This is a genomic window from Pseudonocardia sp. ICBG1293 (genome assembly GCF_020131355.1).
In the GTDB taxonomy this organism is placed as follows: Bacteria; Actinomycetota; Actinomycetes; order Mycobacteriales; family Pseudonocardiaceae; genus Pseudonocardia.
In genome coordinates, this window is sequence record NZ_JAHLEL010000038.1 from 350,520 (window position 1) to 373,330 (window position 22,811).

Annotated in this window: 21 protein-coding genes, 1 tRNA gene and 1 other RNA gene; 13 read left to right on the forward strand and 10 right to left on the reverse strand. The window is 73.2% G+C overall.

Features of this window, described 5'->3' with window-relative positions; genetic code table 11:
• Nucleotides 1–3: 3 nt before the first annotated feature.
• The 3 genes from ssrA to KPF47_RS15450 all read left to right on the forward strand — a co-directional run bounded on the left by ssrA (nt 4) and on the right by KPF47_RS15450 (nt 1,918).
• Nucleotides 4–385, forward strand: a transfer-messenger RNA (tmRNA) gene (gene ssrA, locus KPF47_RS15440).
• A gap of 112 nt (nt 386–497) precedes the next feature.
• Nucleotides 498–1,721, forward strand: a complete 1,224-nt coding sequence (locus tag KPF47_RS15445) for a cytochrome P450 (RefSeq protein WP_224389477.1) — start codon at nt 498–500, stop codon at nt 1,719–1,721.
• A complete protein-coding gene (locus KPF47_RS15450) occupies nt 1,721–1,918 on the forward strand; it encodes a ferredoxin (RefSeq protein ID WP_374108850.1) in 198 nt (65 codons plus the stop codon). Before KPF47_RS15445 ends, KPF47_RS15450 begins: the two co-directional genes overlap by 1 nt.
• A 6-nt stretch (nt 1,919–1,924) precedes the next feature.
• Here the strand turns inward: KPF47_RS15450 and KPF47_RS15455 are convergent, their stop codons facing one another.
• Nucleotides 1,925–2,653 carry a VIT1/CCC1 transporter family protein gene (locus tag KPF47_RS15455; RefSeq protein ID WP_224389478.1) on the reverse strand — a complete coding sequence of 243 codons (729 nt, stop codon included), beginning with the start codon at nt 2,651–2,653 and terminating at the stop codon, nt 1,925–1,927.
• A gap of 65 nt (nt 2,654–2,718) precedes the next feature.
• Between KPF47_RS15455 and KPF47_RS15460 the strand changes: the two genes are divergently transcribed.
• From KPF47_RS15460 to KPF47_RS15470, 3 genes are read left to right on the forward strand one after another with little or no spacing between them, the layout of a single operon-like run.
• On the forward strand, nt 2,719–4,209 hold the full coding sequence (locus KPF47_RS15460) for a cryptochrome/photolyase family protein (RefSeq protein ID WP_224389479.1): 1,491 nt from the start codon (nt 2,719–2,721) through the stop codon (nt 4,207–4,209).
• A gap of 28 nt (nt 4,210–4,237) precedes the next feature.
• Nucleotides 4,238–4,783 (forward strand): MauE/DoxX family redox-associated membrane protein, encoded by a 546-nt coding sequence (locus KPF47_RS15465; RefSeq protein ID WP_224389480.1) that lies wholly within the window; start codon nt 4,238–4,240, stop codon nt 4,781–4,783.
• Nucleotides 4,783–5,520: a thioredoxin domain-containing protein gene (locus KPF47_RS15470; protein WP_224389481.1), complete on the forward strand. Its 738-nt coding sequence runs from the start codon at nt 4,783–4,785 to the stop codon at nt 5,518–5,520. Before KPF47_RS15465 ends, KPF47_RS15470 begins: the two co-directional genes overlap by 1 nt.
• Here KPF47_RS15470 and KPF47_RS15475 read toward each other — a convergent pair.
• The gene (locus KPF47_RS15475) at nt 5,471–6,103 is read right to left on the reverse strand and encodes a YitT family protein (RefSeq protein WP_224389932.1); all 633 of its coding nucleotides are present in this window, start codon (nt 6,101–6,103) and stop codon (nt 5,471–5,473) included. The two genes, KPF47_RS15470 and KPF47_RS15475, sit on opposite strands and share 50 nt — an antisense overlap.
• A 100-nt stretch (nt 6,104–6,203) precedes the next feature.
• Between KPF47_RS15475 and KPF47_RS15480 the strand changes: the two genes are divergently transcribed.
• The gene (locus KPF47_RS15480; RefSeq protein WP_224389482.1) at nt 6,204–7,667 is read left to right on the forward strand and encodes a PLP-dependent aminotransferase family protein; all 1,464 of its coding nucleotides are present in this window, start codon (nt 6,204–6,206) and stop codon (nt 7,665–7,667) included.
• Between the two features lie 4 nt (nt 7,668–7,671).
• On the opposite strand, the gene KPF47_RS15485 is transcribed toward KPF47_RS15480, so the two are convergent.
• Nucleotides 7,672–9,144: an SLC13 family permease gene (locus tag KPF47_RS15485; RefSeq protein WP_224389933.1), complete on the reverse strand. Its 1,473-nt coding sequence runs from the start codon at nt 9,142–9,144 to the stop codon at nt 7,672–7,674.
• A gap of 2 nt (nt 9,145–9,146) precedes the next feature.
• Nucleotides 9,147–9,632 carry a gluconokinase gene (locus KPF47_RS15490; RefSeq protein WP_224389934.1) on the reverse strand — a complete coding sequence of 162 codons (486 nt, stop codon included), beginning with the start codon at nt 9,630–9,632 and terminating at the stop codon, nt 9,147–9,149.
• A 198-nt stretch (nt 9,633–9,830) separates the two neighbouring features.
• Between KPF47_RS15490 and KPF47_RS15495 the strand changes: the two genes are divergently transcribed.
• Both KPF47_RS15495 and KPF47_RS15500 read left to right on the forward strand, forming a co-directional pair.
• Complete coding sequence (locus KPF47_RS15495; protein WP_224389483.1) at nt 9,831–10,553, forward strand: FadR/GntR family transcriptional regulator; 723 nt, start codon at nt 9,831–9,833, stop codon at nt 10,551–10,553.
• A 172-nt stretch (nt 10,554–10,725) separates the two neighbouring features.
• Complete coding sequence (locus tag KPF47_RS15500) at nt 10,726–11,634, forward strand: helix-turn-helix domain-containing protein (protein ID WP_224389484.1); 909 nt, start codon at nt 10,726–10,728, stop codon at nt 11,632–11,634.
• 34 nt (nt 11,635–11,668) lie between these two features.
• Here KPF47_RS15500 and KPF47_RS15505 read toward each other — a convergent pair whose 3' ends face one another.
• Nucleotides 11,669–13,687, reverse strand: a complete 2,019-nt coding sequence (locus tag KPF47_RS15505) for a S9 family peptidase (RefSeq protein WP_224389485.1) — start codon at nt 13,685–13,687, stop codon at nt 11,669–11,671.
• Nucleotides 13,688–13,773: 86 nt separating this feature from the next.
• Here KPF47_RS15505 and KPF47_RS15510 point away from each other — a divergent pair.
• Nucleotides 13,774–13,846 (forward strand) — tRNA-Ala (locus KPF47_RS15510).
• A gap of 23 nt (nt 13,847–13,869) precedes the next feature.
• On the opposite strand, the gene KPF47_RS40965 is transcribed toward KPF47_RS15510, so the two are convergent.
• The 3 genes from KPF47_RS40965 to KPF47_RS15525 all read right to left on the reverse strand — a co-directional run bounded on the left by KPF47_RS40965 (nt 13,870) and on the right by KPF47_RS15525 (nt 17,270).
• Nucleotides 13,870–14,346, reverse strand: coding sequence for a helix-turn-helix domain-containing protein (locus KPF47_RS40965; RefSeq protein ID WP_374108860.1), 477 nt, complete (start codon nt 14,344–14,346; stop codon nt 13,870–13,872).
• Nucleotides 14,347–14,634: 288 nt separating this feature from the next.
• Nucleotides 14,635–15,822 carry a cytochrome P450 gene (locus KPF47_RS15520; protein WP_224389486.1) on the reverse strand — a complete coding sequence of 396 codons (1,188 nt, stop codon included), beginning with the start codon at nt 15,820–15,822 and terminating at the stop codon, nt 14,635–14,637.
• The gene (locus tag KPF47_RS15525) at nt 15,819–17,270 is read right to left on the reverse strand and encodes an MFS transporter (protein ID WP_224389487.1); all 1,452 of its coding nucleotides are present in this window, start codon (nt 17,268–17,270) and stop codon (nt 15,819–15,821) included. The genes KPF47_RS15520 and KPF47_RS15525 overlap by 4 nt, the downstream gene beginning before the upstream one ends.
• Before the next feature lie 353 nt (nt 17,271–17,623).
• On the opposite strand from KPF47_RS15525, the gene KPF47_RS15530 reads away from it, so the two are divergent.
• Nucleotides 17,624–18,301, forward strand: a complete 678-nt coding sequence (locus tag KPF47_RS15530; protein WP_224389488.1) for a TetR/AcrR family transcriptional regulator — start codon at nt 17,624–17,626, stop codon at nt 18,299–18,301.
• Nucleotides 18,302–18,472: 171 nt separating this feature from the next.
• Here the strand turns inward: KPF47_RS15530 and KPF47_RS15535 are convergent, their stop codons facing one another.
• Nucleotides 18,473–19,600, reverse strand: a complete 1,128-nt coding sequence (locus KPF47_RS15535) for an acyl-CoA dehydrogenase family protein (protein WP_224389489.1) — start codon at nt 19,598–19,600, stop codon at nt 18,473–18,475.
• A gap of 12 nt (nt 19,601–19,612) precedes the next feature.
• The gene (locus KPF47_RS15540; RefSeq protein WP_224389490.1) at nt 19,613–20,845 is read right to left on the reverse strand and encodes an acyl-CoA dehydrogenase family protein; all 1,233 of its coding nucleotides are present in this window, start codon (nt 20,843–20,845) and stop codon (nt 19,613–19,615) included.
• A gap of 107 nt (nt 20,846–20,952) precedes the next feature.
• On the opposite strand from KPF47_RS15540, the gene KPF47_RS15545 reads away from it, so the two are divergent.
• Both KPF47_RS15545 and KPF47_RS15550 read left to right on the forward strand, forming a co-directional pair.
• Nucleotides 20,953–21,837: a LysR family transcriptional regulator gene (locus KPF47_RS15545; protein WP_224389491.1), complete on the forward strand. Its 885-nt coding sequence runs from the start codon at nt 20,953–20,955 to the stop codon at nt 21,835–21,837.
• A gap of 141 nt (nt 21,838–21,978) precedes the next feature.
• Complete coding sequence (locus KPF47_RS15550; protein ID WP_060573815.1) at nt 21,979–22,803, forward strand: mycofactocin-coupled SDR family oxidoreductase; 825 nt, start codon at nt 21,979–21,981, stop codon at nt 22,801–22,803.
• Nucleotides 22,804–22,811 lie beyond the last annotated feature (8 nt).

Here is a 22,811-nt window from a genome sequence, read left to right on the forward strand (position 1 = left end):
CCAGGGGGTGAACGGTTTCGACTCCGATCGTTGATCGAGGTGAAGCGTGCCGAGGAAGGCGACGATGATCTCGTTAACCATGCGTCGCAAAAAAATAAGTGCCGACAACAGTCGCACTGCCCAGAGCGCTTACGCGCTCGCTGCCTGATTTTCAGGTAGGGGCTGTCGGGCCGGAGGCGTCCCCGCTCCGGTTCCCGACATCATTCAGGGGACTCACCCTGCGGTTCGGCCGCGGAATCGCAGGGGACATCTCACAGCGGCTGGGATCGTCACACCGGCTTGTTCGCGTGACCGGTGGATCCGAGCAGAGACAGAGCGGACTGCGCACGGAGAAGCCCTCGTGAACCGACGGAGGACCCGGGTTCGATTCCCGGCACCTCCACCGCACCACGGCAGCCCCGTCCCGACCCGGGACGGGGCTGTCGGCGTTCCGGGATCCGAAGATCGTTGCGTAACGAAACAATGCATTGCTAACATCTTGGGTGGGAGTGATGCCGATGACCGCCGTGACCCGGCCCGTGCCCGCCTACCCGATGGCGCGACAGTGCCCCTTCGACCCGCCCGCCGAGCTGGCCCGCATCCGGGACGGCGGGTGCCCCGCCGGGCAGGGCATCGCCCGTGTCCGTATCTGGGACGGCAGCACGCCGTGGCTCGTCACCCGCTACGACGACGTCCGCGCCGCGCTCGCCGACGAGCGGCTGTCCGCCGACGCCGACCGCGACGGCTACCCGGCCGCGTCGCGGTCGCGCCTCGTGCGCTCCCAGGGGCGCCGGCGCAGCTTCATCATGATGGACGGCCCCGAGCACGCCCGGCACCGGCGGATGCTCATCGGTGAGTTCACCGTCCGCCGCATCGAGCGCCTCCGACCACTGGTCGAGCAGACCGTCACCGAGCTGCTGGACGCCATGGCGGCGGGGGAGAACCCGACCGACCTGGTGCAGGCGTTCGCGCTGCCGCTGCCGTCGCTGGTGATCTGCCACCTGCTCGGGGTCCCCTACGCCGACCACGCGTTCTTCGAGGCACAGAGCCGGATCATGGTCGACCTGACCTCGGGCGCGGAGGCCTCGGCCGCCGCGTCGGACGCGTTGCAGGACTACCTGGCCGGTCTCGTCCGGGCCCGGCTGGACGGGCCGCGCGACGACGTGCTCGGCGGGATGGCCACCCGGGTCGCCGCCGGCGAGCTCACCGTCGACGAGGCGAGCGCGTCGGCGCTGCTGCTGCTCGTCGCCGGGCACGAGACGACCGCGAACATGATCGCGCTCGGCACGCTCACCCTGCTGCACCACCCCGACCAGCTCGCCCTCGTCCGGGACGGTGACGCCACGCAGGTCCGGGCGGCCGTGGAGGAGCTGCTGCGGGTCCTGACCGTGACCCACATCGGGCGGCGCCGCGTCGCGACGCAGGACGTGGAGATCGGCGGCGTCACGATCCGCGCGGGCGAGGGGGTCGTGCTCGCGGCCGAGTCCGCGAACCGCGACCCCCGGCAGTGGCCGCACCCGGACGAGGTCGACGTGTCCCGTGGGACGAACCGGCACGTCGCGTTCGGGTTCGGGGTGCACCAGTGCCTGGGGCAGCCGCTGGCCCGTCTCGAGCTCCGGATCGCCTACCCGGCGCTGCTGCGGCGCTTCCCCGGGCTGCGGGTCACCGTGCCGGACTCGCAGATCGCCTTCCGCGACGACATGGCCGTCTACGGCGTGCACGCGCTGCCGGTGGCATTCTAATGACCATGCGCGTGATCGTGGACAAGGAACTGTGTATCGGGGCCGGGCAGTGCGTGGTGACCGCGCCGGAGGTCTTCGACCAGGACGACGACGGCATCGTCGAGCTGCTGACCGACTCGCCGGCCGAGGGCGACCGGGACGCGGTCAAGGAGGCCGAGCACGTCTGCCCGGCCCGCGTCATCAGCGTGGAGGACTGAGCCCGTTCAGGCGGTGCCGACCCCGATCAGCATCCCGACCAGGTAGGTCGCGCCCGCGGCGATCGCGCCGAACGCGAGCTGGCGCAGCGCGGCCGACCACCAGGACCAGGAGGTGAACCGCGAGGTCAGCGCCCCGGCGACGAGCAGCCCCAGCCCGCCGACGGCCAGCCCGAGCGCGAGCGAGCCGAACCCGAGCAGGAACGTCACCAGCGGGATCAGGCCGCCGACGGCGAACGCGGCGAACGACGACGTCGCCGCCACCCAGGGCGACGGCTTGTCGTCCAGGCTCACCCCCAGCTCCTGGCTGACGTGCATCCGCAGCGCCAGCTCGGGATCACGGTGCACCTCGCGGGACACCGCGTCGGCGGTCTGCTCGGACAGGCCCATCTCCCGGAACCGTGCGGCGAGCTCGTGCTGCTCGGCGCGCGGGTGCTGGGCCAGCTCGCGGCGCTCGACGGCCGCCTCGGCGTCGAGGGCGTCGTTCTGCGTGCCGACCGAGGCGAACTCGCCGAGTGCCATCGAGAACGCCCCGGCGACGACGCCCGCGAGCCCGGTCAGCACGATCAGGTCGCGGTCCGCGCCGCCGCCCCCGACCCCCGCGACCAGCGCGATCGTGGTGACCAGGCCGTCCATCGCCCCGAAGGTGGCCGCGCGCAGCCAGCCGCCGGAGACGTCCCGGTGGGAATGGTCGTGGTGGTGGTCGGCGAGCTCCGCCTCCAGCTCCGGATCGTTCACGGATGCAACAGTAGGGCGCCTCCGCTCGCCGCGCGGTGCCGTGCGACCACCCCGACACTGGGGCGATGTCGTCGCAGGACCCGGCCCCGCTCTGGCTGTTCGCCGACCAGCTCGGCCCGCACGTGTGGGACACCGAGGAGTTCGCCGACCGTGAGGTGGTGATCGTCGAGTCCACCCGCGCGCTGGGCAGGCGGCGCCACCACCGGCAGAAGCTGCACCTGGTGCTCTCCGGGATGCGCCACCTCGCCGACCGGCTCGGGGACCGCGCCACCTACCTGCGCACCGGGACCTACCGCGAGGCGCTGGAGAAGGTCGGTCGCCCGGTGGTGGTGCACCAGCCGACGTCGTTCCCGGCCTCGGACATGGTCCGCCGGTTCGCGAGGGAGGGGCTGGTCACCGAGGTCCGGCCCACGCCGACGTTCGCCCTGTCGAAGCAGGACTTCGACGACTGGGCGGGCGACCGCGACACCTTCCGGATGGAGGACTTCTACCGCGCCCAGCGCGAGCGGTTCTCGATCCTGATGGACGCCGACGCACCCGTCGGTGGGAAGTGGAACTTCGACCACGACAACCGCGAGGCCCCGCCCAAGGGCTCCGACACCCTCGACGTGAAGGCCCCGTGGACACCCCGCGAGGACGAGATCGACGAGCGCGTGCGCGCCGACCTCGACGCCGCGGACCACCCGACCGTCGGCGTCGACGGGCCACGCCGCTTCGCCGTCACCCACGACGAGGCCACCCGGGCCCTGCGCCACTTCGTACGCCACCGTCTCGACACCTTCGGTCCCTACGAGGACGCGGTGCTCGCGCAGGACTGGGCTATGGCGCACTCGCTGCTGTCGGTGCCGATGAACCTCGGTGTGCTGCACCCGCTGGAGGCCGTGCACGCCGCCGAGCAGGCCTACCACGACGGGACCGCACGGCTGTCCAGCGTCGAGGGCTTCGTGCGCCAGGTCATCGGCTGGCGGGAGTACGTCTGGCAGCTGTACTGGCGTTTCGGCCGCGGCTACACCCGGCGCAACCACCTGCGCGCCCGCAGCCCGCTGCCGGACTGGTGGACCGAGCTGGACGCCGACGCCGTCACCGCGAACTGCCTGTCGCACGCGCTGGCCGGGGTCCGCGACCGTGGCTGGACCCACCACATCCCGCGGCTGATGATCCTGGGCAACCACGCCATGCAGCGCGGCTACCGGCCCGCCGAGCTGAACGAGTGGTTCGCGACGTCGTTCGTCGACGGGTTCGCCTGGGTGATGCCCGCCAACGTCATCGGCATGAGCCAGCACGCCGACGGCGGCCGGATGGCCACCAAGCCCTACGCCTCCGGCGGCGCCTACATCGACCGGATGACCGACTTCTGCTCCGGTTGCGCGTTCGACCCGAAGGTGCGGGTAGGGGAGAACGCGTGCCCGTTCACGGCGGGCTACTGGCAGTTCGTGCACCGCCACGAGGAGCTGATGGCGGCCAACAACCGCACCGCCCGCGCCGTCGCCACCATGAAACGGCTGACCGACCTCGACGCGCTGCTGGAGCAGGAGTCCGCCCGCGAGGAGTTCTGACCCGGCGGGATCGCTAGGCTCCCCGGTCGTGACCGCAGCCCGCCCGCTCGACGTGCTGGGCACCGTGCTGCGGCTCGGCCTCGCCGCGGTCTGGCTGGTGTCGGGGGTCCTCAAGCTGTCCGAGCCGTTCACCACGGCCGTCGCCGTCGCCGCGTACCGGGTGCTGCCCGACGCACTGGTCGTGCCGGTGGCCACGCTGCTGCCGCCGGTGGAGATCGCGCTCGGGCTGCTGCTGCTCGCCGGTCTCGCCACCCGGCTCGCCGCGGTGGTGGGCACGGTGCTGCTCGTCGCGTTCGTCGCCGGCCTGGTGCAGGCGTGGGCGCGCGGGCTGGCGATCGACTGCGGCTGCTTCGGCGGCGGCGGGCCGGTCGACCCCGACGACACCCGCTACGGCCCGTCCCTGCTGCGCGACCTCGCCTTCACCGCGGCCGCGGTGTTCCTGGCGGTGCGCCCGCGGACGCTGCTGTCGCTCGACGGACGCGCGGAGCGGGCCGGGCGCCGGGCCGACGAACGGGTCCCGGCACACGACCACCACGACCGGCGGGGGCCGGCGGACGCGACGGAGGAACGTTGATGGGACAGGACGAGCGCCGGCGCAGGGAGGCCGCGCAGGCGCGGCTGCAGGCGGCCGGGATCAGCGCACCGCGCACGGCGAGCCCATTGCGCCGCAACCTCGGCATCGGTGCGCTGGTGCTGGTCATCGCGCTGGCCACCGGGGTCTACGTCCTGTGGCAGAACTACTCCAAGGCGACCGCGGCGACCTATCCGGTGACCCGCGACGGGGTCGTGGTGAAGGCCGGGAACCAGAACGCCCCGCGGACCGTGGACCTGTACGAGGACTACCTGTGTCCGGCCTGCAAGCAGCTGGAGAACGGGGTCGGTGCCCAGCTCACCACCGCGCTGAACGAGGGCAGGGTCAGGATCAACTACCACCACGTCGTCATCCTCGACGAGCGCTCGACCCCGCCCGGCTACTCGACCCGCGCCGGCAACGCCGCGCTGTGCGCCGCCGACGCGGGCATCTTCCCGGCCTACCACTCCCGGCTCTACGCCGACCAGCCCGTCGAGGGCAGCGCCGGCAGGTCGGTCCCGGACCTGATCGAGCTCGGCACCGAGCTGGGGGCCCAGGGCGACTTCGCGGGCTGTGTCACCCGGCAGGAGAACAGCCGGGCGATCGCGGACGCGACGACGGCCGCCGTGGCGGACCCGCGGGTGGCCCCGGGGGGCCGGTTCGGGACCCCGACCGTGGTGATCGACGGCGTCAAGATGGATCTGAGCAACGGGGACTGGCTGTCGCGGGTGACGGGCTGACCGTCCCCACGGTGGCGTACGGCAGGAACCACTGGACCAGCGGCCCCACGGTGAGCGCGTAGACCACCGTCACCGGACCGAAGACGCCGCCGAGCAGCCATCCGACCAGCACGACCGTCGCCTCGATCGCGGTCCGCACCAGCCGCACCGACAGCCCGGTGCGGGCCGCGAGCCCGGTCATCAGCCCGTCCCGCGGGCCCGGCCCCAGGCCGACCCCGATGTAGGCCGCCGTCGCCGCCGCGTTCAGCACGATCCCGGTGGCGGCGAACGCCACCCGCAGCCACAGCGACTGCGGGGTGGGCAGCACCGCGAGCGCCAGGTCCACCGTGACCCCGATGACGACGACGTTGGCCACCGTGCCGATCCCCGGCCGTTCCCGCAGCGGGACCCACAGCAGCAGCACCCCGACGGCGACGACGACGGTGACCGCGCCCACCGACAGCGTCGTCCGGCCGGCCACGCCCTGGTGGAACACGTCCCAGGGGGTCGACCCGAGGGTCGCGCGCATCGTCAGCGCCATCGAGACCCCGTAGGCGACGAGGCCGGGCACGAGCTGGGTGAGCCGCCGGGTGCGCCGCGGCATCCGCAGCGACCAGCGGGAGCTGTCGATCGTCACGAGATGGCATGCTGCTCCCACCGGTGGCCTGTCGTCACCGGTCCACTGAGCGGAAAGTGGATCGAGTATGACCGAGGGAATCGGCGCGGCGCGGCTGGCCGCGCTGTGCGGTGACGTCCACGGCGGGCGCGGTCCCGCCTACCGGGTGCTGGCCGACGCGGTACGCGTCCTGACCGGCGACGGCCGGCTCCCCTCGGGCACCCGGCTGCCCGCGGAGCGGACGCTGGCCGAGGTGTTGGGCGTCAGCCGGGTCACCGTCGCGCGGGCCTACCGGGACCTGCGCGACGACGGCTGGGCCGACGCCCGGCACGGCGCCGGGACCTGGGTGCGGCTGCCGGACCGCACCGGCGGCGTCGACGGCGTGTGGGCGCCCGGGCCGGTCGAGCACGGCACGATCGACCTCGCCCACGCCGCACCCGCCGCGCCCGCGGTACTGCCGGGCCTGGTGTCGCGGGCGGTCGAGCGCGGTGCGGCCGAGCTGGCCGGACACGGCTACGGCCCGGACGGGCTGCCCGCGTTGCGCGCCGCGATCGCCGACCGCTTCACCGCCCGGGGGCTGCCGACCGGTCCGGAGCAGGTCGTCGTGACCGGTGGCGCACTGCAGGCCGTCGGGATCGTCGTCGCCGAGCTCGCCGGCCCGGGGGACCGAGTGCTCGTGGAGCACCCCACGTACCCGTCGGCGCTCGACGTCGTCGCCGACGCGGGCGCGGCCGCCGCGCCCGTCTCGGTGGACGGCCCCGGCGCGGCACCGCAGACCGTGCTGCCGCGGGCCGCCCGGCAGACCGCGGCCCGGGTCGCGTACCTGATGGCCGACTTCCAGAATCCCACCGGCCGGCTGCTCGACGACGACGCCCGCGCCCGGCTCGTGCAGCGTCTCGCCCGCCAGGGGACGGTGTGCCTGGTCGACGAGACCTTCGTCGAGCTGGATCTGCGCGAGGGGGCCACGGGGCCGCTGCCGTGTGCCGCACACGCCACCGGCCCCGACGACGTGGTGACCGTCGGCGGGCTGAGCAAGATCGTCTGGGGTGGGTTGCGGATCGGCTGGATCCGGGCCGGCCGCGAACGCGCCGCGCGGATGCGACGACGTCTGGCCCGCGCCCAGCTGGCGCTTCCGGTGCTGGAGCAGCTGGTCGCCGTGGAGGTGCTGGAGCGGCTCGCCGCGCTGCGCGCCGAACGGGTCGCGATGCTGCGCACCCGCCGTGACCTCCTGGTCGCCGAGCTCGCCGTGGCCCTGCCGGACTGGCGGTTCACCGTGCCCGACGGCGGGCTGGCCCTGTGGTGCGACCTCGGCGGGCACGTCTCCACCGCGTTGACCGCGGCGGCCCCGCGGCACGGGCTGGTGCTGGCGCCCGGCCCGCGGTTCGGCGCCGGGCACGCGTTCACCGACCGGCTGCGGGTGCCGTTCACCCACCCCGGCCCGGTGCTGACCGAGGCGGTGCGCCGGCTCGCCCGCACCGTCGCCGACGTCGGCGGCCCCGCGGCCCGGACCGTTGCCGCCGACCCGGCGACCCGGGCCGGCGTCGTCGTCTGAGCGGTCAGACCACCAGGTCGACCAGCAGCACCAGGACCAGGCCGGAGACCGAGATGATCGTCTCCATGATCGACCAGGTTCTGATGTTCTGGCCGACGGTGAGTCCGAAGTACTCCTTGACCAGCCAGAACCCGGCGTCGTTGACGTGGGAGAAGAACAGCGACCCCGCGCCGATCGCCAGCACCAGCAGCGAGGTCTGGGTCGGGTCGAGCGTCGGCAGCAGCGGGACGAGGATGCCCGCGGCGGTCACCGTCGCGACGGTCGCCGACCCGGTCGCGAGCCGGATGGCCACCGCCACCAGCCAGCCCAGCAGCAGCGCGGACATCCCCGCGCCGGTGGCCCCGCCGGCGATCATCGCCCCGATGCCGGTGTCCACGAGGGTCTGCTTGAACCCGCCGCCCGCGGCGACGATCAGCACGATCCCGGCGATCGCGGGCAGCGACGTCTCCAGTGACCCCATGATCCCGCTGCGGTTCATCCCGGAGCCGGTGCCGAGGGTGACCATCGCGACCAGCACCGAGAGCAGCAGCGCGACGAGCGGGGTGCCGACGAAGTCCAGGGCGGCGCGCACCGGGTTGCCCTCGGCTGCGGCGATGTCGCCGACGGCCTTGCCCATCATCAGCACGACCGGCAGCAGGACGGTGCACAGCGTGGCGGCGAACCCGGGCCGGTGGGTCGGTCCGCCCTGCGGGGCGTCGGCCGGTCCGGCGCCGCCGTTACGGCCGTCACTGCCGTCGGTGCCGTCGCTGCCGTCGGTGACACCGGTGCCGGTGCCGGCCGCGACCCGGGACTCGAACAGCGCGGGCGGGGCGACGTCGACCCAGCGGGCGGCCACCTTCGCGAACAGCGGACCCGCCAGCACGACCACCGGTACCGAGACGAGCACGCCGAGGACCAGGGTGATGCCCAGGTCGGCATCGAGGATGCCGATCGCGGCGAGCGGACCGGGGTGCGGCGGGACGAGGCCGTGCATCGCCGACAGCCCGGCCAGCGCCGGGATGCCGACGGCGATCAGCGAGACCCGGGCGCGCCGCGCCACCAGGAAGATCACCGGCATCAGGATGACCAGGCCGATCTCGAAGAACATCGGCAGGCCGATCAGCGCGCCGACGGCGGCCATCGCCCACGGCAGCGTCCGCGGTCCCGAGCGGGACACGATCGTGTCGACCAGCCGGTCGGCGCCCCCGGAGTCGGCGAGGAGCTTGCCGAACATCGCCCCCAGCGCGATCAGCGTGCCGACGCTCGCCGCGGTGGAGCCGAAGCCGTCGGAGAAGGACTCCACGGCGTCGCCCATCGACAGGCCCGCGACGCCCGCGACCAGCAGCGAGCCGATGGTCAGCGCCAGGAACGGGTGCAGCGAGAACTGGGTGATCAGCAGGACCAGTGCGACGATGCCGACCAGCGCCGCGGTGACCAGGCGGCCCGCGGAGGCGACCGGCTGGACCTGCTCCGCGGCCAGGACGAGCGCCGGGTGCAGGGTCACCGGGACACCTCCGCCCGGGTGCGGGCGACCGCGCCCGCCACGATCTCCTCGACCGGCAGCCGGATGTCCAGGGTGGTCCCGGCCTCGTCCTCGGCCAGCGGTTCGAGGGTGGCGAGCTGGGAGTCGAGCAGCGCGGTCGGCATGAAGTGCCCGGAGCGGCCGTTCATCCGGTCGGCGAGCACGGCGCCGTCCCCGGACAGGTGCACGAACACCGTCGACGGCGCCTGCGCGCGCAACCGGTCGCGGTAGGTGCGGCGCAGCGCCGAGCAGGCGACGACGAGCCCGGTGCCGGTGTGCTCGGCCAGCCGGGCACCGACGGCGTCGAGCCAGGGCTCGCGGTCGGTGTCGGTGAGCGGGACGCCCGCCTGCATCTTCGCGACGTTGGCGGCCGGGTGCAGGCTGTCGGCGTCGGTGAACCCGACACCGAGGGCGTCGGCGAGGGCGGCGCCGACGGTGGACTTCCCCGAGCCGGACACCCCCATCACGACGACGAGGGGAGGGGGTGGTGGCTGCTGCGTCACTGCATCGGCTCCTCACGGTGTGGCGACATCGGCACGCGGACCGGGGATACCCGCCCGTGGCACGACCAGGGTCGGCGATAAGTACTACTTTTTCAATACCGGATCGGTTCAGGTGTGCGTTTTCCGGTGATCCGCGCGGTGAGGTGAGACGATTCGACCGTGGGTGGCGCGACGGAGGGCTCGGGGCTGCACGCGGACCTCCTGGACCGGCTCGGGACCGCGATCGCCGCGGGCACGATCGCGCCCGGTGAGGTCCTGCGGGCCGAGGAGCTGGTGGGCCGGTTCGGGGTCTCGCGGACCGTGGTCCGGGAGGCCGTACGGGTCCTGGAGTCGATGGGCCTGGTGCGCAGCAGGCGCCGGGTGGGCACCACGGTCGCCCCGCGCGGGCAGTGGAACGTGCACGACCCACGGGTGATCCGCTGGCGGCTCGACGGCCCGGGCCGCGACGAGCAGCTGCGGTCGCTGTCCGAGCTGCGGCGCGGTGTCGAGCCGCTGGCCGCCGAGCTCGCCGCCGCCCGGGCGACTCCCGAGCAGTGCGGGACGCTGGTCGGGGCGGTGATGGACATGGCGGTGCACGGCCGCTCCGGGGACCTGTTCGCCTACCTGGAGGCCGACCAGCTCTTCCATCGGACACTGCTCGCGGCCTCGGGCAACGAGATGGTCGCCGCGCTGGGCGACGTCGTGGCCGAGGTGCTGGCCGGGCGCACCCGCCACCACCTGATGCCCCGCCGTCCGGAGCCGGAGGCGATCCGGCTGCACCGCGACGTCGCCGACGCCGTCCGGTCGGGCGATCCGGGCGCGGCGGGTGCGGCGATGCGCGAGATCCTGCAGGAGGCCGATGCGGCGATGCGGGCCGGCGTGACGCGCGCTCCCGGTCCCTGATTGTGATGATGGTGCCGATTCGGGCGTACCAATCCGTCGCCCGCAATCGATCATAGGGGAGACCGTCGTGCGCGACGGGTCCGCGGCACCACGTCGCGGGACGGGGCCGGAAGAATGAGATGATCTCGCAATGTCCGTACGGCGGGTGACGGAAGAGCTGCAACGACTGGGCATGTCGGGGTACGAGGCCAAGGCCTACGTCGCCCTGATCAGCGCGGGCGAGGCGGTCAACGGCTACGAGGTGGCCAAGCGCTCCGGGGTGCCGCGCAGCACCGTCTACGAGACGCTGGGCAAGCTCGTGGGCCGGGGCGCGGCCTTCGAGGTCCGGGCCACCGAGGGCACCGGATACGTCCCGCTGCCTCCTGCGACGCTGCTGGAGCGGATGCGCCGCGACTTCGACCGCACGCTGGGCATCCTGCAGAACGAGATCCCGCGGCTGACCGCGCCGCCCCAGATGCGGCTGGTGCACTCCCTGACCGAGCGCCGGATGCTGCTCGAGCGAGCCGAGGACGTCGCCGCCGCGGCCCGCTCGGAGCTCTACGTCCTCGGCTGGCCGGAGGACGTCGAGGCGCTCAAGCCCACCGTCCGCCGGGCCGAGGAGCACGGCGTCGAGGTCGCCACCGTCGTGTTCGGCCTCGACGAGGACCCGGTCGGGTGGCACACCGAGCACCGCTACTCGGCGCCGTCGGCGGTCGAGGACAACCTCGGCAGGCGGATGCTGATCGTCGTCGCGGACCGGGACCAGGCGGTGATCGGCGGGCTCACCACCGACCGCACCTGGGGCCTCTACACCGACGACCCGGCCGCGGTGCTGCTGGCGCACCTCTACGTGGGGCACGACATCGCGATGCACCGCGTCGCGGACCGGTTCGCCGACCACGGCTTCGACGAGTTCTGGGCCGGCGACGCGGGGCTGCGCCGGCTGCGCGAGCCCGTCGGTGACCCGGTCCGGACCGCCGACGACGCGCCGCGCTCGGTCGGCCCGGAGACCGACACCGCCGGTGACCTCGACGGCGCGCTCGACGGCGCCGACGGGGCCGACGCGCAGGACGAGGACGCCGACCGCAGCCGGGCCGGCTGAGCGCGCGCGGCCGGACCGGCCGGGCGCGGCCCGGTCAGCCCGCGGGCACCTGTTCCGGCCTGCGCCCGCCGAGGTGCCTGCCGAAGAAGTCGAGGATGATCTGCGCCCGCTGGACCCGGTGTCGCGGGGCCCCGTCGCGCGACATCCTGTGACTCTCCTCCGGGAAGCGCCAGTACTCCACCGGGCGCCCCAGCAGCCGCAGCGCCACGAACAGGGCGTCGGCCTGCTCGACCGGGCAGCGCAGGTCGTCCTCGGAGTGCAGGATCAGCATCGGCACCTCGATGCCCGCGACGTGGTGCAGCGGAGACATCCGCCGGTACTCATCCGGCGCGTCGCGCAGTGCGCGCCCGAGCTCGTGGCCGAACCACCCGGCGACGTCGGAACTCCACTCCAGCGACTCCAGGTTGTTCACCGCCCGCTCGCTGCACGCCGCGGCGAACCGGTCGGAGTGGTGCGCGGCCAGCCACGAGGTGAGGTAGCCGCCGTAGGACCCGCCGAGCACCCCGACCCGGTCCCGGTCGAGCTGGTCGAACGCGCCGAGTGCGGCGTCGAGCGCGGCCAGCACGTCGTCGGCGTCGATCCCGCCCCAGCCGGTCCCGGGGGCGGTCCGCGCGAGCGGGCTGCGGATCGCGCGGACCCGGTCCTGGGTGTACCCGGTCGAGCCGTGCGGGTTGCACCACACGACCGCGTAGCCGGCTCCCGCCCAGAGCCGGAACTCGTCGAACCAGGCGTCGGTGTACTGGGCCATCGGGCCACCGTGGATCGACAGCAGCACCGGCACCGGTCCGTCGCCGCCCGCGGGCTCGTCGGGCAGCAGTACCCAGGCGTCGATGTCGCCGTCCCCGGCCGGGGACGGCACGGCCAGCCGCACCGGGGTGCGCCCGCCCGGCACGGACCGGTGGAAGGGCTCGGTGAGGGCGGTGATCCGGCGCAGTACCCCCTCGTCGGTGACGTGCAGCTCGCCGAGGTGGTCGTGGTCGGTGACCAGGACGACGGTGCTCCCGCCCGCGCGGTCGTAGGCGCTCACCGCCCGCTCGCCGGTCAGCAGCGGCCGTGCGGTGCCCGCGTCCGGGCCGTCGGCGGCGACCCGGTACAGGTGGATCCCACCGCGGTCCTCACAGGACACGAGCAGGTGGCCGTCGTCCCAGATCGGGGGCCTGGCGCCCGGGTACGGGCGCCAGGTGCGGTCGATGCCGGTCTCCAGGACGTCCTCCCGTCCGGTCGCGACGTCCACCACGGCGGGCGACGCGTGCGCGGGGAACGCCAGGTGGTCGTCGGAGGCCAGGGTGGCCAGCCGGGTGCCGTCCGGCGCCCAGGACGGGTGGGTGTGGTGCCGCCCGGTGCGGGTGAGCAGCCGCGGCCCGCCGCCGTCCGCCGCGTCCGCGCCCGTCGCGTCGACCAGGTAGATCCGCGCCGTCTCGTCCAGGTCCCAGTCCGGCTCGCGGTCCGCGACGACGGCGAGCGTCCGCCCGTCCGGTGACCAGGCGGGCGACGAGTGCTCGTACGGCCCGCCCGCGACCGCGACCGGGTCACCGCCCCCGGCGTCGACGACGAACACCGTCGACGGTCGGTCGATGATCCAGCCCTCCCCGTCCAGCCTGCTGAGCAGCCGGTCGATCCGGCGCGGCTCGCGGGCCCGGTCGTCGTCGCCGGTGGACCAGCGGGCCGCCCGCTCCCGGGACACGAACGCGATCCGCGTGCCGTCCGGCGACCACACCGGCTCCGAGATCGCCTCCGGGCGCTCGCAGACCACCACCGGCTCGCCCGGGACGCCGATCGGCAGCACCCGCAGCTGCGCACCGCCGCCCTCGCGCCCGGTGACGACGGCGAGCCGTGTCCCGTCGGGCGACCAGGCGGGTGCGGAGTCGCCGTGCTCGGAGCCGGTGAGCCGCCTCGGCGGGCCGCTCCCGTCGGTCGGGGTCAGCCAGATCGCGGTGCGGTAGCGGTTGGCGCCGAGGTCGACGCGGCGGACCGCGACGGCGACGGCCGTACCGTCGGGGGACACCGCGGGGGCGCCGAGGGTGACCAGTCGTCCGATGTCAGAGGGCTGCACCGGGCCGACGCTAGGTGGCGGAGCCGGGTGGGGCACCCCCCTTTCCGGACCGGAAACCGGCCCGTGTAACGTTCTGCATGTCGCAAGGGGCTGTGGCGCAGCTGGTAGCGCACTTGACTGGCAGTCAAGGGGTCAGGGGTTCGAATCCCCTCAGCTCCACCCTTGGGGGTAGGCGGTATCACCTACTGGTGGTACCGCCTGTTTTGCGTTCGACCTTCCCGGTGCGGCCGCCGGGGACGGGGTCGCCGAACTGGGCGCGGTAGACGGCCGGTCGGCGGGGGCCGTGGGCGATCCCCGGAGTAGGTGCGCCAGACCAGCTGTCGTTGTCCGAAGCGAAGTGGGCGAGAGGACACCGCCGCCCGCGTGGTCGAGGCGCCGGGTGACCTCGTCGAGCATGGCGGTGTCGTGCGGTTCGGCTGGTGACACGGGGCCGAGGACCGGTCGCGCATCCCGGCCGGGCCCTCATCGCGGTAGCACTCGGCCCACGTGTTCGCAGTCCGCCACGAGACGTCGTAGCGCTCGGCGGCGCGGGCCACAGACCAGCGGTGACCTCGATGAGCTCGTTGCGGCCGTAAGGTTGCCGCCGGGGTGGGCGAGCGACGCCGGACCGGTCCTCGCGTGGTGTGCCGTGCACGATCTCGTAGACGACGGCGTCGCAGGCTGAGATCGCGTTCGTGAGCCGCCGGCCACCTTGGTCCGGCACCTGCGCCTCGCCCGGGAGGCTGGGCGGTCGGTCACCCGCGCCGCCCACCACAGTGGTTCCGCAGGTGTCGGCATCACCCGTCCTCTGCCACCTCAACCGCTGTAGTCCGACGGAGATCCGCCCCCGACCGGCACCCGTCGTACGGGCGAGGCCTGTCCCGGCCACAGGTCGACATCGGAGGGCGGAGATGACAGCCCCCTCCGGGCTCTTCACCCGTGCCCGTGCCGGGTGCCGGCCCCGTGAATCACCACATGACGGGGAGTGTCTCGAGCCCGAAGATCGCTTTGTGTCCGGCCCAGGCGACATCACCGTCGTCGACGACCAGTCGGAGTTTCGGAAACCGGCGCAGCAGCGCCGGGAACGCGACCTTCATCTCCATCCGAGCCAACGGGGCGCCCAGACAGTGATGGATGCCGTGCCCGAACGCGACGTGGCTTGTCGACGGGCGGGTGATGTCGAGGCGTCCGGGCTGCTCGGTGATCTCGGGGTCGCGGTTCGCAGCGGGCAGGTGGAACACGACGAGCTCCCCGCGACGGATCGTCGTACCGCCGATCTCCACGTCCCGCGCGGCCAGGCGCGGCGAGCCGGAGTTGACGATCGACAGCCAGCGCAGCAGCTCCTCGACGGCGGCGGGCACGGCCTCGGGTTCGTCACGGACCAGGGCGAGCTGCTCGGGGTGGCGCAGCAGTGCGAGGGTGCCGAGGCTCAGCATGTTGGAGGTGGTCTCGTGGCCGGCGACCAGCAACAGGTTGGCGACGCCGACGAGCTCGGCGTCGGTGAGGGTCTCGGCGTGCTCGCGGATCAGCATCCCGATCAGGTCCTCGCCGGGGTCGCGTCGGGCGCGGGAGACGAGGTCCCGCATGTAGGCCAGCGCTTCGGCGGCGAGCGTGACCCGCTCCTGGTCACCTGTGGTGGTGTCGAGCTGGCGGGCGGTGCGCGTCTGGAACTCTGCCTGGTCGGTCGGTGGCACGCCGAGAAGCTCGCAGATGACCAGGGACGGGATCGGAAGCGCGTAGTGGGTGACCAGGTCGGCGGGCGGGCCGGCTCGTTCGAGCGCGTCGAGGTGGTCATCGACGATCTGCGCGATGCGGGGTTCGAGGCGGCGCATCCGGCGCACCGTGAACTCGGGGGTGAGTATACGGCGTAGCCGGGTGTGGTCGGGCGGGTCGAGCGAGAGCAGGTTGCCGCTGCGGTCCCCGGAGAGCTGGCGGGGGTCGCGGCCGGGGGAGCCTTCCAGGTCGGCGGGGGTCCACCCGTTGCGGAAGGAATCGGCGTCGCCGAGCATCCGGCGGACGTCGGCGTGGCGGGTCAGCATCCACGCCTGCGGGCCGAACGGGGTCGGCGCGCGGCGCAGGGGCTGGTCGCGCAGTGCCTCGGCGGCGGGGGCAGGCCCGAAGTCGGTGCGTTGCAGGTCGAGGTCGGCGGAGGTCACGAGTGGTTCTCCCGGACGGGGTCGGTGGCGGGTCGACGCGGGATCGCGGCGGTGACTGCGACGGCGACGAAGGCGGAGCCGGCGCCGAGCAGCATCACGACGAGAAATGCGGCCTCGGACGGGACGGCGACGCCGCCCACGGTCGTCGTCATCCGGGCCAGCAGCACACCCGCGACGGCGCCGGCGGTGGACAGTCCGATGGCGCGCATCAGGTTGTTGAGGCTGTTGGCGGCCGCGGTCTGGCTGACCGGCACGGCTGCCATGACCAGCGCGGGCATGGCCCCGTAGGCGAGGCCGATCCCGGAACTGATGACGATCGAGCTGAGCACGAGCTGCCAGATCGCGGTGTGGAACGCCGCTCCCAGCCCGTACCCGGTGGCCACGACGACTGCGCCGATCATCAGCGTGGTCCGCGGGCCCCGGGCGGCGCTGATCCGCGCCGACACCGGCGACATCGCCATCATGCAGAGTCCGCCGGGGGCCAAGACCAGCCCGGCGACCAGGATCGACTGCCCGAGCCCGTAGCCGGTCTCCTCCGGCAGCTGCAGCAGCTGCGGGAACACCAGCGACATCGCGAACATCGAGAAGCCGAACACGGCGGAGACGATGTTGGTGAGCAGCAGCGGACGGCGCCGGCTGACCCGCAGGTCGATCAACGGATCGGGGGTGCGCACCTCGCGCAGGCAGAACACTGCGAGCGCGAGGGCGGCGGCGCCGAACAGCCACAGTGTCGGCGGGCCGGTCCAGCCCCAGCCACCACCCTTGGACACGGCCAGCAGCAACGTGACCAGCGCGACCGAGAGCAGAAGGGCCCCGGGCAGGTCGAACCGGCCGCCGGTGCGCTGCGGCGACTCCGGCACCAGGCGGGCGACGAGCGCTATGACGACGGCTCCGAGCGCGGCGGCGGCCCAGAACAACGCGTGCCAGTCCGCGGCCTGCACGACCAGTGCCGACAGGGGCAGGCCCAGCGCGCCACCGACGCCGAGCGAGGCGCTCATCGTCGCCGTCCCCGACCCGACCCGCTGGGCCGGGAGCAGGTCTCGCATCAGGCTGATGCCGAGCGGAACGACACCCGCGGCCAGTCCCTGCAGCACTCGGCCCACGAGGAGCGGGACCAGCGTGGTGCTGAGCGCGGCGACGGTCGAACCGGCGACCAGCACCCCCAGGCACACCAGGAGCATGTAGCGCTTGCCGACCATGTCGGCGAGCCGGCCCACGACGGGAACGGCGACCGCGCCCGCGAGGAGGGTGGCGGTGACGATCCAGGCGGTGTCGGCCGGGTCTGCGCCGAGTAGCCGCGGGAACAGCGGGACCAGCGGGATCACCACGGTCTGCTGCAGCGAGACCACGATGCCGGCCGCGGCGAGGACGGCGACCAGCGTCGGGGCGCGTTCGCCGGGGACGGGCCCGGCCTGCGGGGAGCCGGGCGCCGTGACGGGACGGGGCATGCGACGGACGCTAAGAGGTCGTTTCAGAACGACTTGTCGAGTTTCCATTGACCCCTCGACGACAGATCAAACGGCAGGTCAGATAGCCGCTTGTCGTCTACAACAGACACGTCGACCTCGTTCTGAAATGACCTCTAAGAGCGCCCGGCAAATGAGGTCGTGGGGGTGTCGTTGCAGGTAGAGGCACGGACTCTCCAGGCGACCATCAGGACATCAGCAATCCCATGATCACTTGCAGGTCCGTGTCTCTACCAACACCGACACACGGCCACCTCTACTGCCGGACGCTCTAAGTCAGTCAGTTGACTGAAATCAAGTGCGGGGAGTTGACTGTCGATGGCGAGGGAGGGGTCATGGGCAGAGCGGACCGGCAGAATGTGGACCGGCAGAACGTGGACCGGGCGGGGGCGACCCGCGAACGCATCCTGGACGCCGCGGAGCGGCTCTTCGCCGAACACGGGGTACGGGCGGTGTCCAACCGTGCCGTCGCCGTGGCCGCGGGGCAGGGCAACAACACCGTCGTCGGCTACCACTTCGGCACGAAGGCCGACCTCGTGCGGGCGCTGGTCCGGCGGCATGCCGCGGAGATGGACGCGCGGCGCGAGGCGATGGTGGCCGCTCTCGGCCCCGCGCCGGGCGTGCGCGGCTGGGTCGACTGTCTGGTGCGCCCGGTGGCCCAGCACCTCGCCGAGCGGCGGGTGCCGACCTGGTACGCCCGGTTCGGGGCGCAGGTCATGACCGATCCCGAGTTCCGCGAGGTCATGGTGGGGGAGTCGCTCGGATCACGGTCGTTGACCACCGTCCTCGACGGACTGAACAGCGCGCTGCCGACGCTCCCGCCCGCTGTGCGGCTCGAACGCGGCGACATCTGCCGCCAGCTGCTGGTGCACCACTTCGCGGAGCGGGAGCGGGCGCTGGCCGACGGACTGCCCACCCCACGGTCGTCCTGGGACGGAGCTGCGGACGGTCTCGTCGACGCGCTGGTGGGAATCTGGAGGGCGCCGGTGAGTTCCACGATGCGGGCCGAGTAGAGATGCACGTGCGGGGACCGCCTGTTGCCGCCCGTCGACGGTGACGTCGTCGAACGGGTCCTCTCCCCGCGCAGCGACGTGATCGTCGTGGTGTCAAGCCGGCGGTAGCCCTGGTGTTCATCGTGCCGACGGGTCCGGTCCGCTCCGCGGAGCCGTCCGGTGATCGTGGGATCAGTTGCGAGACAGACGTGTGTAGCGGGCCCGGTGCTGGTCGGCGGAGCCGAACTCGTACTCGATCGCGGTGAGCCGCTTGAAGTAGTGCCCGACCGCGAGCTCCTGGGTCATCCCCATCCCGCCGTGCAGCTGGATCGCGCTCTGCCCCACGAACCGCGCCGCGCGGCTCACCGTCACCTTGGCGGCGGACACGGCCCGGGCCCGCTCGGCCGGCTCCGAGCCCAGCCGCAGCGTCGCCAGGTAGGTGGCCGAGACCGCCTGCTCCACCTCCATGTGCATGTCGACCATCCGGTGCTGCAGAGCCTGGAACGACCCGATCGGCTGTCCGAACTGCCGGCGCTCCCGCGCATAGGCGACGGTGTCGGCGAGCACCGTCCGCAGGCATCCGACCGCCTCGGCGCACACCGCGGCGACCGCCTCGTCGAGCGCGGGCGCGAGCAGGTCCCAGCCGCGGTCCTCCGCGCCGAGCAGCGCGGTGGCGGGCAGCCGGGCCTCGTCGAACACGAGGTCCGCGGCGTGCCGGTCGTCGACGGTTCGGAACGGGTCGATCCGCAGCCCGGCCGGCGGGTCGTCGACGCCGACCGGCACGGCGAACAGCGAGATCCCGTCGAGCCCGCGCCGCCCGCCCGAGGTCCGGGCGCTGACGAGCAGGTGGGTGGCCTGCGGCACCCCGGGTACGACGACCTTCGCGCCGCTCAGCACCCAGCCGCCGCCCGAGCGGCGGGCCGTGAGCGACACGTCGTGCGCGGTGTGCCCCGATCCCGGCTCGGCCAGCGCCGGTGCGATGCGGACCGAGCCGGCGGCGACACCCTTCAGTACGTCGGTCGCGCCAGCGCGGCCGAACACGCCACCACCGAGCACCACGGTGTCCACATAGGGCTCGACGACGAGCGCGCGGCCGAGCTGCTCCGCGACGACCATGACCTCGACCGGGCCGCCGCCCGAGCCGCCGGCGTCCTCCGGCAGCGCCGCGCCGAGGATCCCCAGGTCGTCGGCGAACGCCTGCCAGATCGCGGGCTGCCACCCGGCGTCCGATCCGGCGATCTCGCGGCTGCGCGCGAGGTCGTAGCGGGCCGCGAGGAAACCGGCGAGCGTGTCGCGGAGCTGTTCCTGCTCCGAGGTCAACTGGAAGTCCATCTAGAGCCCCAAAGCCGCCTTCGCGATGATGTTGCGCTGGATCTCGTTGCTGCCCGCGTAGATCGTCCCGGCCCGGTCGTTGAGGTAACGCAGCGGCGCGACCGCCTGCCACTCCTCGCCGCTGAGATAACCGTCCGCCGGTGGGACGAAGCCCGCCACCGGGCCGCCGGGCCGGGTCGCGTGCGGCTGGTAGGCGCGCCCGCGCGGGCCGGCGGCCTCCAGCAGCAGCTCGGTCAGGGTCTGGCTGAGCTCGGTGCCGAGGATCTTCAGCATCGACGACGCCGTCCCCGGGTTGCCGCCCCCGGCCGCCGTCGAGAGGACCCGGAACTCCAGGATCTCGAAGACGTCGATCCGGATGCGGGCGTCGGCCAGCTTCGCCGCGAAGTCCGGTGAGTCGATCAGCGGGCGCCCGTCCGGGCCCGGCTGCCCGCTCGCGGCGCGCGCCACCTCACCGGCCGTGACCTGCAGACCCGGCGCGACCGCCGCGCCACCCCGCTCGAACTCGAGCAGGTACTTCGCGACGGTCCAGCCGTCGTCGACCGAGCCGATCACGTTCGACAGCGGCACCCGCACCCCGTCGAAGAACTCCTGGTTCTGGATCTGCTCCCCGGAGGTCATGACCAGCGGCCGGACCTCGATGCCCGGCGAGGTCATGTCGATCAGGAGGAACGTGATGCCCTGCTGCTTCTTCCCGGTCCGGCTCGTCCGGACCAGGCAGAACATCCAGTTCGCCTCGTGGGCGTGGGTGGTCCAGATCTTGCTGCCGGTGCAGACGAGGTCGTCGCCGTCGACGACGGCGGACATCGACAGGGAGGCGAGGTCGGAGCCCGCCTCCGGCTCGGAGTACCCCTGGCAGAAGAAGATCTCGCCGCTCAGGATCCGGGGGAGGAAGTACGCCTGCTGCTCGGGCGTCCCGAACTCGACGATCACGTGGGCGACCTGCGAGATCCCCATCGGCGACAACGGCGGCGCTCCGGCGAGGACCGACTCGCGGGAGAAGATGTAGTGCTGGGTCAGCGTCCAGTCGCAGCCGCCGTGCTCCACCGGCCAGGCCGGGGCGGCCCAGCCGCGATCGTGGAGGACCGCCTGCCACCGCATGCTCGCCTCGTGGTCGGCGTACACGCTCGTCATCAGTCGGCCGGCCCGGCGCAGGTCCGGGGTGAGCTTCTCGTCGAGGAACGCGCGGACCTCGTCCCGGAAGGCGAGATCGGCCGCTGACCACTGGAGATCCATCTCTGCTGCGCCACTCCCTCGCTAGCCGGTGCGTCGCAACCTAACATGTATAGGTTGCATCGCGGGAACAGTGGACAAACGGGTCGCCCCGAGGCGATGCTCCGGCCGTGGAGGTCCGACATCTCCGGTACTTCGTGGCCGTGGCCGAGGAGGCGAGCTTCTCCCGCGCGGCCGAGCGGCTCGGCATGGCCACCTCCCCGCTCAGCAGGCGGGTGCGGGACCTGGAGGGCGAGCTCGGTGTGCGGCTGTTCGTCCGCGACTACCACCGCGTCACGCTGACCGACGCCGGCCGGGCACTCGTCGACGAGGCGCGCGGGATCGTCGAGCGCGTCGACGCCCTCCCCGGGCTGCTCCCGCCGGCGACGTCGCGGGGGACGGTCGTCACCGTCGGGACCGCGCCCGAGGTGTCGGCGGACCTCCGCTCCCGGTTCCTCGCCCTGGTCCGCGCCGAGCGCCCGGGGCTCGTCGTGCGGCAGCGGCCCGCCAGCACCGCCCCGCTCGTGCGGGCGGTGCTCAAGGGCGAGGTGGACCTGGCCTTCGTCCACGGCCGCGTCGACGACCCGCGGCTGTCGTCGGTCGTCGTGGAGTCCCAGCCGGTCAGGGTCGTCGTGGCGCAGGGGATCGGCTTCGACGGGCGGGACTCGCTGCGGCTCGCCGAGCTCGCGCACCTGCCCTACACCTTCCTGAAGGCGTCGTTGGCCCCGTTCGTCGCGCACGCGGCCGACACCCTGCTCGCCCGGCACGGTGTCGCGGGCCGGCTGCCGGTGCAGGCCACGCACGCCGAGCTGGTGCCGATGGTCTCGGCGGGCGAGGCCTTCACGATGTGCGGTGCCCGGTTCGGCGCGACCCGCACCGTGTTCCTCCAGGAGCCGGTGCTCCTGCTCCCTTTCGAGGACGACCGCGAGCGGCTGGAGACCCACGCCGTCTGGCGCGCCGACCGGGGCGGTCTCCTGCACGGGCTCCCCGCGCTGTCGCGCCGCCTCCACGCGTGACCGGATCGGTCATCCGCAGGTCGCCGACGTGGTCGTGGACACGCTTCACCTAACGCCAATAGGCTTCGCGCACTCGCGGTGACGGGGCCGGGGGTGTGGTCCCGCTGTGGCCCCGGCCGTTCGATCGAAGGGGTGCCGTCCATGGGCAGGCTCGAGGGCAAGGTCGCTTTCATCACCGGGGCCGCGCGGGGGCAGGGGCGTGCACACGCCGTCCGGCTCGCCGAGGAGGGCGCCGCCATCGTCGCGGTGGACATCTGCGAGCAGATCCCCACCGTCTTCTACCCGATGGCGACCAAGGAGGACCTCGACGAGACCGTCGCGCTCGTCGAGGCCGCGGGCGGACGGATCGTGGCCCGGGTCGCCGACGTGCGCGACCGGGCCGCGCTGGAGGCCGCCCACGAGGCGGGCGTCCGGGAGTTCGGGCACGTCGACACCGTGCTGCCGAACGCCGGGATCATGCCGGTGATCAACGAGGGCGAGCAGCGCCAGGCCTGGTTCGACGGCATCGACACGCTGCTCACCGGGGTCTGGCAGACGATGGAGGTCTGCCTCCCGTCGATGATCGAACGGGACCGCGGCGGGTCGATCCTGATCACCAGCTCCGCGGCGGGCCTGTCCAGCATCGGGCTGAACACCCTGCCCGGGCAGGCGGCCTACTCCGCGGCCAAGCACGGCGTCGTCGGCCTGATGCGGCTCTACGCCTCGCAGCTCGCGAAGCACTCCATCCGGGTCAACACCGTGCACCCCACGGGCGTGGACACGCCGATGGTCGCCAACGCGGCCTACGGCGAGTTCGTCGAGCGGTTCCCCGAGATCGCGGGCAGCCCGAACTACCAGAACCCGATGCCGGTCCCGCTCATCGAGCCCGTCGACGTCAGCAACGCGCTGGTCTACCTGGCCTCCGACGAGGCCCGCTACGTCACCGGCGTGACCTTCCCGGTCGACGCCGGCTACCTCAACCGCTGAAAGGAAGA

Coding starts and splice junctions, on each gene's coding strand:
- KPF47_RS15445 (WP_224389477.1), top strand. CDS start 498: ATGACCGCCGTGACCCGGCCCGTGCCCGCCTACCCGATGGCGCGACAG.
- KPF47_RS15475 (WP_224389932.1), bottom strand. CDS start 6,103: ATGCCGCGGCGCACCCGGCGGCTCACCCAGCTCGTGCCCGGCCTCGTC.
- KPF47_RS15470 (WP_224389481.1), top strand. CDS start 4,783: ATGGGACAGGACGAGCGCCGGCGCAGGGAGGCCGCGCAGGCGCGGCTG.
- KPF47_RS15500 (WP_224389484.1), top strand. CDS start 10,726: ATGTCGGGGTACGAGGCCAAGGCCTACGTCGCCCTGATCAGCGCGGGC.
- KPF47_RS15490 (WP_224389934.1), bottom strand. CDS start 9,632: ATGGGGGTGTCCGGCTCGGGGAAGTCCACCGTCGGCGCCGCCCTCGCC.
- KPF47_RS15480 (WP_224389482.1), top strand. CDS start 6,204: ATGACCGAGGGAATCGGCGCGGCGCGGCTGGCCGCGCTGTGCGGTGAC.
- KPF47_RS15525 (WP_224389487.1), bottom strand. CDS start 17,270: ATGCCCCGTCCCGTCACGGCGCCCGGCTCCCCGCAGGCCGGGCCCGTC.
- KPF47_RS15450 (WP_374108850.1), top strand. CDS start 1,721: ATGACCATGCGCGTGATCGTGGACAAGGAACTGTGTATCGGGGCCGGG.
- KPF47_RS15530 (WP_224389488.1), top strand. CDS start 17,624: ATGGGCAGAGCGGACCGGCAGAATGTGGACCGGCAGAACGTGGACCGG.
- KPF47_RS15550 (WP_060573815.1), top strand. CDS start 21,979: ATGGGCAGGCTCGAGGGCAAGGTCGCTTTCATCACCGGGGCCGCGCGG.
- KPF47_RS15460 (WP_224389479.1), top strand. CDS start 2,719: ATGTCGTCGCAGGACCCGGCCCCGCTCTGGCTGTTCGCCGACCAGCTC.
- KPF47_RS15540 (WP_224389490.1), bottom strand. CDS start 20,845: ATGGATCTCCAGTGGTCAGCGGCCGATCTCGCCTTCCGGGACGAGGTC.